Here is a 15493-nt window from a genome sequence, read left to right as displayed (position 1 = left end):
GGGCCCGACCGGGACAATGCCCGGCATGGGACATCTCGAAGCCAGCCACCTGGAGTACTACCTTCCCGACGGGCGGGTCCTGCTCCCCGACGTCTCCTTCCGCGTGGGGGAGGGGTCGGTCGTCGCCCTCGTCGGGGCGAACGGGGCCGGCAAGACCACCCTGCTGAAGATGATCTCCGGCGAGCTCCAGCCGCACGGCGGCGCGGTCACCGTGAGCGGCGGCCTCGGCGTGATGTCGCAGTTCGTGGGCTCGGTCCGCGACGAGACGACCGTACGGGACCTCCTGGTCTCGGTGTCCCAGCCGCGGATCCGCGAGGCCGCCAAGGCCGTGGACCGCGCCGAGCAGCTGATCCTGACGGTCGACGACGAGGCCGCGCAGATGGCGTACGCGCAGGCGCTGAGCGACTGGGCCGACGTGCAGGGGTACGAGGCGGAGACCCTGTGGGACGTCTGCACGATGGCCGCGCTGGCCATCCCGTACGACTCCGCGCAGTTCCGCGAGGTGCGCACGCTCTCGGGCGGTGAGCAGAAGCGGCTCGTCCTGGAGGCGCTGCTGCGCGGGCCGGACGAGGTGCTGCTGCTCGACGAGCCGGACAACTACCTCGACGTCCCGGGCAAGCGGTGGCTCGAGGAGCAGCTGGCGGCCACCCGCAAGACGGTGCTCTTCGTCAGCCACGACCGGGAGCTGCTGACCCAGGCCGCAGAGAAGATCATCAGCCTGGAGGCGGGCCCGAACGGCTCGGACGTCTGGGTGCACGGCGCGGGCTTCGACACGTACCACGAGGCCCGCAAGGAGCGCTTCGCGCGCTTCGAGGAGCTCAAGCGGCGCTGGGACGAGGAGCACGCCCGGCTGAAGGCCCTGGTGCTGCGGCTGCGCGGCCAGGCCGCGAGCAGCCCGGACATGGCCTCGCGTTACCACGCGATGCAGACCCGCTTCAAGAAGTTCGAGGAGGCCGGCCCGCCGCCGGAGCCGCCCCGCGAGCAGGACATCAAGATGCGGCTCAAGGGCGGCCGTACGGGCGTGCGCGCGCTCACCGTGGAGAACCTGGAGCTCACCGGGCTGATGAAGCCCTTCTCCCTGGAGGTCTTCTACGGGGAGCGGGTCGCGGTCCTGGGCTCGAACGGCTCCGGGAAGTCGCACTTCCTGCGGCTGATGGCGGGCGAGGACGTCAAGCACACGGGCACGTGGAAGCTCGGCGCCCGCGTGGTCCCCGGCCACTTCGCGCAGACCCACGCCCACCCGGAGCTCTTCGGCCGTACGCTCGTCGACATCCTGTGGACGGAGGCGGCGAAGCCGCTGGGCCAGGCCATGGGCGCCCTGCGCCGGTACGAGCTGGAGCGGCAGGGCGAGCAGCCCTTCGAGAAGCTCTCGGGCGGCCAGCAGGCCCGTTTCCAGATCCTGCTGCTGGAGCTGGCCGGTACGACGGCGCTGCTCCTGGACGAGCCGACGGACAACCTGGACCTGGAGTCGGCCGAGGCGTTGCAGGACGGGCTGGAGGCGTACGACGGCACTGTGTTGTGCGTCACGCACGACCGCTGGTTCGCCCGCACATTTGACCGTTACCTGGTCTTCGGTTCAGACGGTGTTGTGCGGGAGACTACGGAGCCCGTCTGGGACGAACGTAGGGTCGAACGCAAGCGCTGAGGGGGAGACCGCCCCCCGGCTGGTCGAGGGGACTTCGTTGTGGGGCTGCGGCCTAGTGTCTGGGTCATGAAGTGGGACAGCCCGTCCTCCTGGGACCGGCGGGTGGAATGGCTGCTGAGGCCCGCCCCCCGGTCCTGGCGGGCGGTGGGTCTGGTGATCCTGCTGTCCGTGGCGGTCTCGGCGAGCCTGCGGGTGAACTGGGGCTCGGACAACGCCTTCGTGGTCAAGGCCGCGGACGCGCTGCTCGCCGGGGTCTCCCCGTACGAGGACAAGCGGTTCCTCTACCTGCCCAGCGCCGTCATCATGGCGATCCCCGAGGCCCTGCTCCCCGCTCCGCTGCTGCGCGTCGTCCTGCCGCTGGGGATGACCGGGCTGGTGGGCCTCGGCTGGTGGGCCTCGCTGCGGCTGTTCTCCGTACCGGTGCGCTCACGGCTCGCGGTCGGCGGTTTCGGACTGTTCGCACTGCTGTACAAGCCGTACATCAACCTGGTGCTCATCGGGAACTGGACGGCCATCTCGGCCGCGGCCCTGCCGGTGGCGCTGCTGCTGGCGCACCGGCGGTCCTGGGCGGCGGCCGGGCTGGTGGTGGGGCTCGCCATCGCGTGCAAGCCGATGCTGGTGCCGATAGGGCTGCTCTTCGTACTGGCCCGGCAGTGGCGCGCGCTGGCCGTCGCGGTGGGCGTTCCGGTGGGGCTGTCGCTGGCGGGGGCGCTGATGATGCCGCGCCCGATGCTGTTCTTCACCAAGACGCTGCCGTTCCTGCTGCAGGGCCAGGACTCCTACGCGCTGCCGTGGGACGCCTCGCCGATCGCGGTGCTCCCGCGGCTGGGGGTGCCGGCTTCGGTGGCCGTGGTGGTGGCCTTCGCCGGGGCCGGCTGCGGCCTGTGGGCGGCCTGGCGACGCTGGCGGCGCCCGGTCTCCGTGGACGGGGACGGGGGCGAGCTGAGGCTGGTGGAGACGGCCTGCATGGTGATGCTCGCCGCATTCCTGGTGTCCCGGCCGTCCTTCGACCACTACATGATCGTGGTGCTTCCGCTGGTGCTCGCGTCGGGGGTCAGGGCGGGCTCGATGCCGCGCTCGCCCTGGTTCTGGGTGGCCCTGCTGCCCCAGACCGCGGGCGTTCCGTGGCCCTCGGAGCTGGCGGCCAAACGGCGGGCCTTCAAGGACATGGCGACCCTGTGCGGGGTGGCCGGACTGCTCATGTGGCGTTCACTGCGTCCGGTCCGGGTTATGGTGGAAGTCGTACGAACTGCGGGGTCCCTACCCAGGACCGAACCGGAGTGCGCCACGACCCCAGTCGAAACGGGGTCGAGGACCGCGTTTTGACCCTTCTTGGGCTTCACGGGTATCCTGCTGGTTCGTCATGCGTATTGGCTTGCTCATTCTCACGTGAGAGGGCATTACGCCGGTCCACCGGGCCGATGACCAGCGGTTCACACGGATTGCGTCTCCGTTGTGACCAGGGCTGTCGTGATCGTCCGTGGTGACCTTGTCAGGACCCGTCCTTTGAGGCTAACGCCTCGAGGATGCCCACCACTGAAGAAGCGAAGGCATACGCGTGCGTACGTTCAGCCCCAAGCCCGGCGACATCTCGCGCCAGTGGCACGTCATCGACGCCCAGGACGTTGTCCTCGGCCGTCTGGCGACCCAGGCCGCTACCCTCCTGCGGGGTAAGCACAAGCCGACTTACGCCCCCCACATGGACATGGGCGACTTCGTCATCATCATCAACGCCGACAAGGTTCACCTGTCCGGCAACAAGGCGACCCAGAAGATGGCGTACCGCCACTCTGGCTTCCCGGGCGGTCTCCGCTCGGTGCGCTACGACGACCTCCTGGCGAACAACCCCGAGAAGGCCGTCGAGAAGGCCATCAAGGGCATGATCCCCAAGAACACCCTGGGCCGTCAGATGCTCTCGAAGCTGAAGGTCTACTCGGGCGACCAGCACCCCCACGCTGCCCAGCAGCCGGTGCCGTTCGAGATCACCCAGGTCGCGCAGTAGTTCCGGCCACCACACCCCCTAAGACAAGAAACTTCTGAGGAGCATCGTGGCCGAGACCACCGCCGAGACTGTCGTCGAAGAGTTCGAGGGCAACGTCGAGGAATACACCACCGAGTCCGCGGACGTCGTCGAGGGCGACTACACCTCGGAGTCCCTTGCCGGCCGCTTCGGTGACCCCCAGCCGGCCGCCGGCCTGGGCCGTCGCAAGAACGCCATCGCCCGCGTCCGGATCGTTCCGGGCACCGGCAAGTGGAAGATCAACGGTCGCACCCTTGAGGACTACTTCCCCAACAAGGTGCACCAGCAGGAAGTCAACGAGCCGTTCAAGCTCCTTGAGCTCGACAACCGCTACGACGTCATCGCCCGCATCTCGGGTGGCGGCGTTTCCGGTCAGGCCGGCGCCCTGCGCCTCGGTGTGGCCCGTGCGCTGAACGAGGCGGACGTCGACAACAACCGCCCGGCGCTGAAGAAGGCCGGCTTCCTTTCCCGCGACGACCGTGCGGTCGAGCGCAAGAAGGCCGGTCTCAAGAAGGCCCGCAAGGCTCCGCAGTACAGCAAGCGTTAATCTTCGCCTGCTGTTCAGCAACGAAACCGCCCCGGCAGCACTCTTTGTGCTGTCGGGGCGGTTCGTTTACCGCCACAAGCGGCAAATAGATGGCACAAGCGGTCACAAGCGATGCGAACACTCGGGAGGACAACAGTGGGACGACTCTTCGGGACGGACGGTGTACGAGGCGTCGCCAACGCGGATCTGACGGCTGAGCTCGCGCTCGGCCTCTCCGTGGCGGCGGCGCACGTACTGGCCGAGGCAGGTACCTTCGCGGGCCATCGGGCCACCGCGGTGGTCGGCCGGGACCCCCGGGCCTCGGGCGAGTTCCTGGAGGCCGCAGTCGTCGCGGGCCTCGCGAGCGCGGGCGTGGACGTCCTGCGCGTCGGTGTGCTGCCCACCCCGGCGGTGGCGTATCTCACCGGTGCGCTGGGCGCCGACCTCGGCGTGATGCTCTCGGCCAGCCACAACGCCATGCCCGACAACGGCATCAAGTTCTTCGCGCGCGGCGGCCACAAGCTGGCCGACGAGCTCGAGGACCGGATCGAGACGGTCTACGAGGACCACCGCACGGGAGCCCCCTGGGACCGGCCGACCGGTGACGGCGTCGGCCGCGTCTCCGACTACACCGAGGGCTTCGACAAGTACGTCGCCCACCTCATGGGCGTCCTGCCGAACCGCCTCGACGGCCTGAAGGTCGTCCTGGACGAGGCGCACGGCGCGGCCGCCTTCGTCTCGCCCGAGGCCTTCGCCCGGGCCGGCGCGGAGATCGTCACCATCGGTGCCGAGCCCGACGGCCTGAACATCAACGACGGTTGCGGCTCCACCCACCTCGGCCTGCTCAAGCAGGCCGTCGTCGAGCACGGGGCCGACCTCGGCATCGCGCACGACGGGGACGCCGACCGCTGCCTCGCCGTGGACGCGAACGGCGACGAGGTCGACGGCGACCAGATCCTCGCGGTGCTGGCGCTGGCCATGCGCGAGTCCGGTCACCTGCGCGAGGACACCGTGGTCGGCACCGTGATGTCGAACCTGGGCTTCAAGCTGGCGATGGAGTCCGCGGGCATCAACGTCGTGCAGACCGGCGTCGGCGACCGGTACGTCCTGGAGTCGATGAAGGAGCACGGCTACGCGCTGGGCGGCGAGCAGTCCGGCCACGTGATCATCCTCGACCACGCCACCACCGGCGACGGCACCCTGACCGGCCTGATGCTGGCGGCGCGGATCGCGGCCACCGGCAAGTCGCTGACGGAGCTGGCCGGGGTCATGAGCCGGCTGCCGCAGGTCCTGGTCAACGTCCCCGACGTGGACAAGTCGCGGGTCGCGACCTCGGGCGAGCTGGCCGCGGCCGTCGCCGACGCGGAGCGGGAGCTGGGCTCGACCGGGCGCGTACTGCTGCGTCCGTCGGGCACGGAGCCGCTCGTGCGGGTGATGGTGGAGGCCGCCGACATCGAGCAGGCCCGCTCGGTCGCGGGACGCCTCGCGGACGTCGTGAAGTCGGCGCTGGGCTAGCCGCATCCTTCGGATCCTGCCGTTCGAACGGCTCGGCCCCGCCATTCCGGATGTCCGGAGCGGCGGGGCCGAGTCGTTTGAGCGACCGTCAGTTCTCGCTGGGGGAAGGCGTGGTGGCGGTTCCGATCATTCGAACTGGTTGCCGGGCTGATAATCTCGCAGGCTGTTGGTGCGGTAGGTGGGGCAAGGGGGACGCACGGTGGTACGACCGGATGAACCGGGCGGGGAGACGCCGGAGCAGCTGAAGAAGCGGGCGAACGACCTCAGGGCCTGCGCCCGCAGGGCGCGTGCGCTCGCCAAGACGCTCGGACCGCACCTCGACGCGGCTGCGAAGAAGGCCCAGCAGACCGATCCGCCGGTCTGGCAGGGCCCCTTCGCGACCCAGGCCACAACCCAGATCGTGAACCGCCGCGGCACGCTCGGCCAGATGGCGTCCGCGCTCATGGGAGACGCCGGCCGCTGGGACACCGAGGCGGACCGCCTCGACGAGCAGGCGAAGACGGCCGCGGCCAAGCAGACGACGGGACCGGGAAATTGAGCGAGTTCCGCGGCTTCGACACCGCCGAGATACGCGCCCTCGCGTCCAGCCTGCGCAAGCTGGGCGGCGACGCCCGCGGTATGCACCGGGACCTGGCCGGCGTCCTCACCGAGGCGGCCCAGCTCCTGAACGGCAAGCCGGCCACCACCGACCCGCTGCTCCAGCCGCTGGTAGGCCAACTCTTCGTCATGCCGTCGTTCTTCGGCGGGCCCAGCTCCATGCCGGGGACGCTCGACAACGAGCTCGGCGACATGGCCGGCTCCATGGAGCGCCGCAGCAAGCAGCTCGACGAGTGCAAGATCCTCATTGAGCACGGGTACGCGGTGGACCCGGCCCTCCTCTTCGCCGACGAGGTCGCCCCCAACGAGAAGCACATCAGCGAGGCGCTGGCGAAGCTCAAGGAGCTCGACGGCAAGGACTTCGGCACCAACGGCAACCGCGACGACCTGAAGAAGGTCAAGAGCATGCTGGAGGGGATGACGGCCGCCGAGCTCGACGCCTTCTTCGACCGCGTCCCCGAGGCCGACCTCAAGCGCTACAACGACCTCATGAACGACACGGACGACAGCGGCTGGAAGTGGTGGGACGAGAACGGCCTGCCCGCCGGCGAGCGCCGTGACCACCTCAGCCTGATCCTCTCGAAGCTGGGCCCCGCGCACTGGGCCAAGGCGCAGGCCGCGTTCCCGGGGATGCAGCCGGGCTTCGACACGACGGACGCGTTCCTGGACGGCCGCAACGCCCAGAACGGCGAGGAGGCCGCCGGAATGCACTGGGGCACCCCGACCGGTCCGCTGTTCGGCCCGGACGGCAAGGAGATCACGGCCGCCGACATCAGCCAGGGGCGGTTCGCCGACTGCTGGTACATCGCGTCGCTCACCTCGACGGCCCAGGTCAATCCCCAGTTCATCCGGGACGGGATCAAGCAGAACCCGAACGGGACCATCAACGTCCGGATCTGGGACAAGGACGGCAACCAGCGCTGGGTCACCGTCACCCCGGACCTGCCGCTGGACAAGGACGGCAACCCCATGACCGCCCACGCCAAGGACGCCATGTGGCCGGCCTACTACGAGAAGGCCTTCGCCCTCGTCTACGGCGGCGACGACGGCGGTGCGCCCAACGAGCACGACGGCGACAAGCGCTACGACCGCAAGGAAGAGGGGTCGTACGGCGCCACCGAGTGGGACTTCAACGAGAAGGCCCCGCCGTACATCACCGGCCACGACTCCGAGGGCATCGACAACGACGTCGACTCGGTGCGCGAGAGCTTCCAGTCGGGGCACCCCGTGATCGTCAGCACGGGCAACGGGGACGCCCTCCAGAAGGAGGGCCAGCAGAAATGGGGCCCGAGCTTCTCCACCCGGCACGTGTACTACGTCAAGGGTTTCGAGAACGGGAACATCGTCCTGGGCAACCCGTGGGGCCCGAATTACAAGGACATCACGGCCACGCCCGAGGAATACGAGAAGTTCTTCGGCAATCCGCAAGCTCTCAAGGTGCCCAAGTGAAGACCGTACGCATCACCGCGGCCGCCGGCTGCGTCCTGCTCGCCGCCGCGTGCGGACCGTCCGCGGCGAAGGCCGAGCACGCCACGACATCCCCGAGCCCGTCCGCCCCACGCCCCGTGCCGGCCGCCGACAAGGGTCCGCAGTGCGCCGGGGACCCCGAGGCGAAGGGCCTCCACGTCCTGCGCGGCGGCTACGTTCAGCTCCCCGGCGGGGCCGGTCCGGTGCTGTACAAGGAGGCACAGGCGGACGGCGCGACCCGTACCGCCGTGCTGACGAACGGCACCACCACGGGCACGGCGCAGGCCGGGCAGGGGACCGAGACCTGGCCCGTCACACCGGGCCAAACCCTGACCGTGGGCGGCGCCGCGTACACCGTCTCGCAGATCTGCACCTACCGGGTCGTACTCACGCCGAAGGACCAGAAGAACGTGACCGAGTCGCCGAAGCCCAGCTCCCAGCCCACCTGGCCGACCCTGAACGACGGGCGCTTCCGCCTGCGCTGGCACGTCCCGAACACCGAGTACGGCGGGCAGTACAGCGCCGTGGTCACGGAGATCAATCCGGGCCCCGTCGCCGACATCAGCATCGTGAGCCGGGACGCCGGGGGCGCCTCCTACCCCGACTCCAGGGTCGGGGACACCCTGGAGTTCGCCGGACGGCTCTGGAAGGTCACCGTGATCGACGTCGGCGACGGCAACCCCAACGGCGCCAACCGCAACTCCGGCTACGTGGACCTCCAGCTCATCGGCCCCTCCGGCGGCTGAGCCTCAGGGCTTCGGCCTGCGGGTCCAGCGGCCGCGCTGGGTGCGCCAGAGCAGCTTCTGGCCGATCAGGGTCAGGACGCCGGCCAGCATGATCCCGAACAGGTTCAGCAGCAGCTGGACCGCGGAGCCCCACATCTGGCCGAACTCGCCGTAGCTCAGGGCCACGGCCGCGTTGGCGGCCGCCGGGACGGTGGTCACCGAGATCGCGACGCCGACCAGCGCGCCGGACTTCGCGGAGGTCAGGGAGAGCACCCCGGCCGCGCCGGCGAGCAGGGCCACGACGAACGAGAACGGGTCCGGCTTCCAGATGAAGCTGGTGTTGGGCCTCGGGTTCTCCAGCATCGACCGGTGGAAGAGGTCGAGGGCGTCCATCACCAGGCTGAAGACGGTGGTGGCGACCATCGCGGCGGCGAACCCGATGAGCAGGGCGAACAGGGAACGCACGGCCTGCCGGGGGACCCGCCGCACCAGGCCCGTGCACACCCCGGCGAGCGGGCCGAACTCCGGGCCCACGGCCATGGCGCCCACGATCAGGACGGCGTTGTCGAGGACGACACCGCAGGCTGCGATCATCGTCGCGATGATCATGAAGGCGCTGTAGGTGATGGTGAGGGTCGACTCCTCGTGGGTCGCCTCGCGCAACTGCTCCCACAGCACCGCGTCCGCGGCCTCTCCCGGGGCCTCCTCCTCGGCCCGCTCGGCGGACCGCGAGAGGCTGAGGTCGATGTTCTCGACCGCGATCGAGCCGTCCTGGTCGATGCCGAGCTCCCGCAGCTCGTGCAGGAGCTCGTCGCCCGCCTCGCGCGCCACGTCGCACAGCACGATGTCGCCCGGGGGCATGCGGGCAGCGCCGGGCAGCACCGCCAGATGGGTGGTGCCGACCGTCCCCTCGACGATCCGGACCACGGCGTCCGTCCGGTCGGACGGGGTGATCATCCGTAGATGCAGCATGGCCGCACCCTAGTCCGGACAGGGCTCAGAGCTTGCGAAGGCTGAGCTTCTGCACCTTGTGGTCCGGTCCCTTGCGCACGACGAGGGTGGCGCGGCCGCGGGTCGGGGCCACGTTCTCCAGCAGGTTGGGCTTGTTGATGGTCCGCCACATCGTCTGCGCGTACTCCAGCGCCTCCTCCTCGGAGACCTGCGTGTACTTGCGGAAGTAGGAGAACGGGTTCTGGAAGGCGGTCTCGCGCAGTTTGCGGAACCGGTTGAGGTACCAGCGCTCGATGTCCTCGGGGCGCGCGTCCACGTACACGCTGAAGTCGAAGTAGTCGGCCAGGCCCACCCGGGTGCGGCCGTCCTTGCCGGGCATGGCCGGCTGCAGGACGTTGAGCCCCTCGACGATCAGGATGTCCGGGCGGCGTACGACGAGCCGCTCGTCGGGGACGATGTCGTAGATCAGGTGGGAGTAGACCGGGGCCGTGACCTCGTCCTTGCCCGCCTTGATGTCGGCGACGAAGCGGGTCAGCGCACGGCGGTCGTAGGACTCCGGGAAGCCCTTGCGCGCGGTCAGCCCGCGCCGCTGGAGCTCCTTCATCGGGTAGAGGAAGCCGTCGGTGGTGACCAGCTCCACGCGCGGGTGCTCGGGCCAGCGGGCGAGGAGCGCCTGGAGCAGACGGGCCACGGTGGACTTGCCGACGGCGACGGAACCGGCGACCCCTATGACGAACGGGGTGCCCTGCTGAGCGCCGTGGCCGTTGCCGGCGTCGCCGAGGAAGGTGTTGAGGGTGCCGCGCAGGTTGCTGGTGGCGCCGACGTACAGGTTCAGCAGCCGGGAGAGCGGCAGGTAGACGTCGCGGACCTCGTCGAGGTCGATGACGTCGCCCAGGCCGCGCAGCCGCTCGACCTCGTCGGCCGTCAGCGGGAGCGGTGTGCGCTCGCGCAGGGCGCTCCACTCGGCCCGGGTGAGGTCGACGTAGGGGGAGGCCTCGTGACCCCGGCGGCGCGTGGGGTGCGCGGCGTGCTCGGGGTGCTCGGGGTGCGTGGGGGGCTCCGATCCGTCGGGGCGCTCCGTTGCGCTGTCCGGCGTGCTTCGTGGCGGCGAAGTGATCACACCGCCATTGTCGGGTCTCCGGGGCCGTTGTGGGTGGTGTGGTCGGTCACGTGGGATGGGGTCGTATGTCCCTCGGCGGGTGGGTTGTACGGGGGCCGGTATCGATTGGAGGCCCCTGCGGTCTCATCGGGGTCACGATGCGGGCGGCGGCCGAAATATTGCGGAGAACGTGGCGCCGGGGCCCCGTACGGTGTGGATCACCGCAGCTCGCGACGCGTCCCCGGATCGGGGCGCCGCCCCGCGCTGCCCTTTTCACAGCACTTCCCGTGGGGGGAACCACACCATGCGCACCACGCTCGTACGCCGTACCGTCCTGACCGCCTCGGCCGTGTCCCTGGCGCTGCTCGCCACCGCCTGCGGCGGCTCCGACAAGGCGGACGCCAAGGGCGACACCAAGCCGTCCGCCTCCGCGTCGGCCCCGGCGGCGGCGCCGGCCGCCAAGGGGAAGACGGAAGCGGAGCTCGCGGGCCTGATCGTGGCCCAGGCCGACCTGCCCGACCACATCCTCAAGGCCGCCACGCCGGAGGAGGTCAAGGCCGGTGCCACGTCCACCAGCGACAAGCCCGACTGCCTCCCGCTGGTCAAGGCGCAGTCCCTGGCTCCGGTCGGCACGCCCACCGGAGCCGCGCGGATCAAGGCCGTCGCCAAGGGCAAGGAAGCGGGCCCCAACGCGACCGCCGAGGAGAAGATGAAGGCCGGGCTGGACGCCCTCGGCTCGACCGTCACCGCGGTCACCCTGTCCTCGTACGACGGCAAGGGCGCGGAGGAGGCCTTCGCCGCGCTCAAGAAGGCCGGCACGTCCTGCGCCGGCGGGTACGGGGTCACCACCGGGGCCGACTCGGGCAAGTTCACCAAGGTCAGCCCCGGCGCCGCCGTGACCGCGGGTGACGAGGCCCTCGCGTACACCATCGAGATGGAGGACGAGGGCGAGAAGGCCACCACGGAGCTCGTGGTCGTCCGCAAGGGCAACTCCCTGGTCACCTTCTTCGCGCTGAGCCTCGCCGGCACCGCCGAGCAGCCGAAGGCCGTCGTCGCGGCGCAGGTCAAGAAGCTCGGCTGACGGTTCGCCCGAACACCGCGTCAACCCCGCTCCGGCACATTCGCCGGGGCGGGGTTTTCGTCTTGTTCAGGTACCGGGCGGGGAGCCAACTACGGCGTACCCTGCGGCTTATGTGCGGAATCGTGGGTTACGTGGGAGCGCAGTCGGCGCTCGATGTGGTCATTGCCGGACTCAAGCGGCTGGAGTACCGCGGCTACGACTCGGCGGGTGTCGCCGTGCTCGCCGACGGGGGACTCGCCGCGGTCAAGAAGGCCGGCAAGCTGGTCAATCTGGAGAAGGAGCTGGTCGGGCACCCGCTGCCGGCCGGTTCCACGGGGCTCGGACACACCCGGTGGGCGACCCATGGCGGTCCCACCGACGTCAACGCCCACCCGCACCTCGACAACTCGGGGCGCGTGGCCGTCGTGCACAACGGGATCATCGAGAACTTCGCCGCGCTGCGCGCCGAGCTCGCCGAGCGCGGACACCGGCTGGAGTCCGAGACGGACACCGAGGTCGTGGCGCACCTGCTGGCGGAGTGCTTCTCGGCCACCGGGGACCTCGCCGAGGCGATGCGGCAGGTCTGCCGGCGGCTCCAGGGGGCCTTCACGCTGGTCGCGGTGCACGCCGACGCTCCGGACGTGGTCGTCGGCGCGCGCCGGAACTCGCCGCTGGTGGTGGGCGTTGGAGAGGGCGAGAACTTCCTCGCCTCGGACGTGGCCGCCTTCATCGCCCACACGCGGTCCGCGATCGAGCTGGGGCAGGACCAGGTCGTCGAGCTCCGCCGCGACGGTGTCTCGGTGACCAACTTCGACGGTTCGGCCGCGAACGTGCGGGCGTACCACGTGGACTGGGACGCCTCGGCGGCCGAGAAGGGGGGTTACGACTACTTCATGCTCAAGGAGATCGCCGAACAGCCGAAGGCCGTCGCCGACACCCTCCTGGGCAGGATCGACGCGAGCGGCCTGCTGACCCTCGACGAGGTGCGGATCCCGGACTCCGTGCTCCGCGAGGTCGACAAGGTCGTCATCGTGGCGTGCGGTACGGCGTACCACGCGGGCATGATCGCGAAGCTGGCCATCGAGCACTGGACCCGCATCCCGTGCGAGACGGAGCTGGCCAGCGAGTTCCGCTACCGCGACCCGATCCTGGACCAGCGGACGCTGGTGATCGCGATCTCCCAGTCCGGCGAGACCATGGACACCCTCATGGCGCTGCGGCACGCACGTGAGCAGGGGGCCAAGGTGCTGGCCGTCTGCAATACGAACGGCTCCACGATCCCGCGTGAGTCGGACGCCGTGCTGTACACGCACGCCGGACCCGAGGTCGCCGTCGCCTCCACGAAGGCGTTCCTGACGCAGCTGGTGGCCTGCTACCTGGTCGCCCTCTACCTCGGGCAGGTACGGGGCACGAAGTGGGGCGACGAGATCCAGGCGGTCATCCGGGAGCTGTCGGACATCGCCGCGGCGGTGGACACCGTACTGGAGACCATGGAGCCGGTACGGGAGCTCGCGCGCTCCCTGGCCGACAAGAACACCGTGCTGTTCCTCGGCCGGCACGTCGGCTACCCGGTGGCGCTGGAGGGCGCGCTCAAGCTCAAGGAGCTGGCGTACATGCACGCCGAGGGCTTCGCGGCGGGCGAGCTGAAGCACGGGCCGATCGCGCTCATCGAGAAGGACCTGCCGGTGGTGGTCGTCGTACCGTCGCCGCGCGGGCGCTCGGTGCTGCACGACAAGATCGTGTCGAACATCCAGGAGATCCGGGCGCGCGGGGCGCGGACCATCGTGATCGCCGAGGAGGGGGACGAGGCCGTCGTCCCGTACGCCGACCACCTCATCCGCATCCCGGTCACGCCGACGCTGCTCCAGCCGCTGGTGGCGACCGTGCCGCTGCAGGTGTTCGCGTGCGAGCTGGCGACCGCGCGGGGCAACGAGGTGGACCAGCCGCGTAACCTCGCGAAATCGGTGACTGTGGAGTGAGTGAAGAGGGTTTGTAGCTGTGATTATCGGTGTGGGGATCGACGTTGCCGAGATCGAGCGGTTCGGCGCCGCGCTGGAGCGGACGCCGAACCTGGCCGGGCGGCTCTTCGTCGACGCCGAGTTGACGCTGCCGAGCGGCGAGCGGCGCGGGGCCGCCTCGCTCGCCGCGCGGTTCGCGGCCAAGGAGGCGCTCGCCAAGGCGCTCGGCGCGCCCGGCGGGCTGCTGTGGACCGACGCCGAGGTGTACGTCGAAGACAGCGGGCAGCCGCGGCTGCGCGTGTCGGGGACGGTCGAGGCCCGGGCGAAGGAACTGGGCGTGCGGTCCTGGCACATCTCCCTGAGCCACGACGCGGGCATCGCGTCCGCTGTGGTGATCGCCGAGGGATAGCGGGCACGCTGGTGCCATGCGTACTGCTTACAGCGTGGAGACCGTACGGGCCGCCGAGCGCGAGCTGATGGCCCGGCTGCCCGAAGGCACCCTGATGGCGCGGGCGGCGGCGGGACTGGCCGCGGTCTGCGTCCGGCTGCTGCCCCGGGTGTACGGGGCACGCGTGGTGCTGCTGGTCGGCCCGGGCGACAACGGGGGCGACGCGCTGTACGCGGGCGCGCGCCTGGCCCGGCGCGGGGCCGGGGTGACGGCCGTGGCGATGGATCCGGTACGGGTGCACGCGGGCGGCCTGGCCGCGCTGCGGGCCGCCGGCGGACGCCTCGCCGAGGCGGTGCCCGCGCGGGCGGACCTCGTCGTGGACGGGCTCGTCGGGATCGGCGGCCGGGGCGGGCTGCGGCCGGCCGCGGCGGCGCTGGTGGAGCGGATCCCGGCGGGCGCGGTGGTGGTCGCGGTGGACCTGCCGAGCGGGGTGGACGCGGACACCGGGGAGGTCGCGGGGGCGGCCGTACGGGCCGATGTCACCGTGACCTTCGGGGCGTACAAGCCGGGGCTGCTGATCGACCCGGGGGCCGCGCTGGCCGGGGCGGTGCACCTGGTGGACATCGGGCTGACCCTGCCCGCCCGGCCGGACGCGGAGGCCCTGCAGCACGCCGACGTGGCCGCGCTGCTGCCCGAGCCGACGCGGACGAGCGACAAGTACCGGCGGGGCGTGGTCGGGATCGTCGCCGGGTCCGCGCGCTACCCGGGCGCGGCGGTGCTCGCGGTGGCGGGGGCGCTGCGGGGCGGCGCGGGCGCGGTGCGCTACGTCGGGCCGCCGGCCGTCGCGGACGCGGTGCTGGCCCGCTACCCCGAGACGCTGATCGGACCGGGCCGGGTCCAGGCCTGGGTGGTCGGGCCGGGCCTGGGCGACGAGGACGGCACGCGGGTGCTGTCGGAGCCGGTGCCGGTACTGGTGGACGCGGACGGGCTGCGCGGCCTGGACCCCGCGGCGCTGCGGGCGCGGGCGGCGCCGACCCTGCTGACCCCGCACGCGGGGGAGGCGGCGGCGCTGCTCGGGGTCGCGCGCGAGGTGGTCGAGGCGGGGCGGCTGGCCGCGGCGGGGGAGCTGGCGGAGCGGTACGGGGCGGCGGTGCTGCTCAAGGGCTCGACGACGCTGGTCGCCTCCGGCGGCGGTGCTGTCCGGGTGAACCCGACCGGGACTCCCTGGCTGGCGACCGCCGGCAGCGGTGACGTGCTGTCCGGTCTGGCGGGGTCTTTGCTGGCGGGTGGCCTGTCCGGGGCGGACGCGGGGGCGGTGGCGGCGTACCTCCACGGGCTGGCGGCGCGGCTGGCAGGGGGGCCGTTGCTGGCCCACCAGGTGGCGGAAGCCCTGCCGGCGGCTTGGCGCGAGGTGCGGCGCGGCTAGGTCCAGGTGTCCCGGCTGCGGCGCCGCCGCACGGGGGCCGGCCCCCGGACCCCCGCGCCCCCCAACCCCGCCCGGGGGTTGTTAACGGGCAATGCCCGCCGGGGCCGGTGTGGGCG

General features: G+C 71.1%; 14 protein-coding genes. 12 read left to right on the top strand and 2 right to left on the bottom strand.

From position 1 onward, the window contains the following. Nucleotides 1-16: 16 nt before the first annotated feature. The 8 genes from ACWGDE_RS10465 to ACWGDE_RS10430 all read left to right on the top strand — a co-directional run bounded on the left by ACWGDE_RS10465 (nt 17) and on the right by ACWGDE_RS10430 (nt 8516). Nucleotides 17-1645 carry an ABC-F family ATP-binding cassette domain-containing protein gene (locus ACWGDE_RS10465; protein WP_453388588.1) on the top strand — a complete coding sequence of 543 codons (1629 nt, stop codon included), beginning with the start codon at nt 17-19 and terminating at the stop codon, nt 1643-1645. A gap of 66 nt (nt 1646-1711) precedes the next feature. Beyond that, nucleotides 1712-2971, top strand: a complete 1260-nt coding sequence (locus ACWGDE_RS10460) for a glycosyltransferase family 87 protein (protein ID WP_453388587.1) — start codon at nt 1712-1714, stop codon at nt 2969-2971. A gap of 232 nt (nt 2972-3203) precedes the next feature. After that, nucleotides 3204-3647 (top strand): 50S ribosomal protein L13, encoded by a 444-nt coding sequence (rplM, locus tag ACWGDE_RS10455; protein ID WP_453388586.1) that lies wholly within the window; start codon nt 3204-3206, stop codon nt 3645-3647. A gap of 46 nt (nt 3648-3693) precedes the next feature. Continuing rightward, on the top strand, nt 3694-4212 hold the full coding sequence (gene rpsI, locus ACWGDE_RS10450) for a 30S ribosomal protein S9 (RefSeq protein ID WP_453388585.1): 519 nt from the start codon (nt 3694-3696) through the stop codon (nt 4210-4212). Between the two features lie 135 nt (nt 4213-4347). Continuing rightward, nucleotides 4348-5706 carry a phosphoglucosamine mutase gene (gene glmM / locus ACWGDE_RS10445; RefSeq protein ID WP_453388584.1) on the top strand — a complete coding sequence of 453 codons (1359 nt, stop codon included), beginning with the start codon at nt 4348-4350 and terminating at the stop codon, nt 5704-5706. Between the two features lie 199 nt (nt 5707-5905). Continuing rightward, entirely contained in the window at nt 5906-6244 is a 339-nt protein-coding gene (locus ACWGDE_RS10440) for a hypothetical protein (RefSeq protein ID WP_453388583.1), read from the top strand. Continuing rightward, nucleotides 6241-7752: a C2 family cysteine protease gene (locus tag ACWGDE_RS10435; protein ID WP_453388582.1), complete on the top strand. Its 1512-nt coding sequence runs from the start codon at nt 6241-6243 to the stop codon at nt 7750-7752. The genes ACWGDE_RS10440 and ACWGDE_RS10435 overlap by 4 nt, the downstream gene beginning before the upstream one ends. Then, nucleotides 7749-8516 carry a hypothetical protein gene (locus tag ACWGDE_RS10430; protein WP_453388581.1) on the top strand — a complete coding sequence of 256 codons (768 nt, stop codon included), beginning with the start codon at nt 7749-7751 and terminating at the stop codon, nt 8514-8516. Before ACWGDE_RS10435 ends, ACWGDE_RS10430 begins: the two co-directional genes overlap by 4 nt. Before the next feature lie 3 nt (nt 8517-8519). On the opposite strand, the gene ACWGDE_RS10425 is transcribed toward ACWGDE_RS10430, so the two are convergent. Next, complete coding sequence (locus ACWGDE_RS10425; RefSeq protein ID WP_453388580.1) at nt 8520-9467, bottom strand: DUF389 domain-containing protein; 948 nt, start codon at nt 9465-9467, stop codon at nt 8520-8522. Nucleotides 9468-9492: 25 nt separating this feature from the next. Beyond that, nucleotides 9493-10566 (bottom strand): type I pantothenate kinase, encoded by a 1074-nt coding sequence (gene coaA / locus ACWGDE_RS10420; protein WP_453388579.1) that lies wholly within the window; start codon nt 10564-10566, stop codon nt 9493-9495. 283 nt (nt 10567-10849) lie between these two features. Here coaA and ACWGDE_RS10415 point away from each other — a divergent pair, with 283 nt between their 5' ends. The 4 genes from ACWGDE_RS10415 to ACWGDE_RS10400 all read left to right on the top strand — a co-directional run bounded on the left by ACWGDE_RS10415 (nt 10850) and on the right by ACWGDE_RS10400 (nt 15377). After that, nucleotides 10850-11626, top strand: coding sequence for a hypothetical protein (locus ACWGDE_RS10415; protein WP_453388578.1), 777 nt, complete (start codon nt 10850-10852; stop codon nt 11624-11626). Between the two features lie 110 nt (nt 11627-11736). After that, complete coding sequence (gene glmS, locus ACWGDE_RS10410) at nt 11737-13584, top strand: glutamine--fructose-6-phosphate transaminase (isomerizing) (RefSeq protein ID WP_453388577.1); 1848 nt, start codon at nt 11737-11739, stop codon at nt 13582-13584. 19 nt (nt 13585-13603) lie between these two features. Continuing rightward, a complete protein-coding gene (locus ACWGDE_RS10405) occupies nt 13604-13972 on the top strand; it encodes a holo-ACP synthase (protein WP_453388576.1) in 369 nt (122 codons plus the stop codon). Nucleotides 13973-13988: 16 nt separating this feature from the next. Next, nucleotides 13989-15377 carry an NAD(P)H-hydrate dehydratase gene (locus tag ACWGDE_RS10400; protein ID WP_453388575.1) on the top strand — a complete coding sequence of 463 codons (1389 nt, stop codon included), beginning with the start codon at nt 13989-13991 and terminating at the stop codon, nt 15375-15377. Nucleotides 15378-15493: the final 116 nt, after the last annotated feature.

The sequence above is a fragment of the Streptomyces sp. NPDC054956 genome (assembly GCF_053609185.1).
Note: the sequence above shows the minus strand (reverse complement) of the source record. Positions and strands in the feature narration are given on the sequence as shown.

What these genes read in the sequence shown, in the direction of transcription:
- ACWGDE_RS10465 (WP_453388588.1), top strand. Translation starts at nt 17, where the DNA reads ATGCCCGGCATGGGACATCTCGAAGCCAGCCACCTGGAGTACTACCTT.
- ACWGDE_RS10460 (WP_453388587.1), top strand. Translation starts at nt 1,712, where the DNA reads ATGAAGTGGGACAGCCCGTCCTCCTGGGACCGGCGGGTGGAATGGCTG.
- ACWGDE_RS10425 (WP_453388580.1), bottom strand. Translation starts at nt 9,467, where the DNA reads ATGCTGCATCTACGGATGATCACCCCGTCCGACCGGACGGACGCCGTG.
- ACWGDE_RS10415 (WP_453388578.1), top strand. Translation starts at nt 10,850, where the DNA reads ATGCGCACCACGCTCGTACGCCGTACCGTCCTGACCGCCTCGGCCGTG.
- glmS (WP_453388577.1), top strand. Translation starts at nt 11,737, where the DNA reads ATGTGCGGAATCGTGGGTTACGTGGGAGCGCAGTCGGCGCTCGATGTG.
- ACWGDE_RS10400 (WP_453388575.1), top strand. Translation starts at nt 13,989, where the DNA reads ATGCGTACTGCTTACAGCGTGGAGACCGTACGGGCCGCCGAGCGCGAG.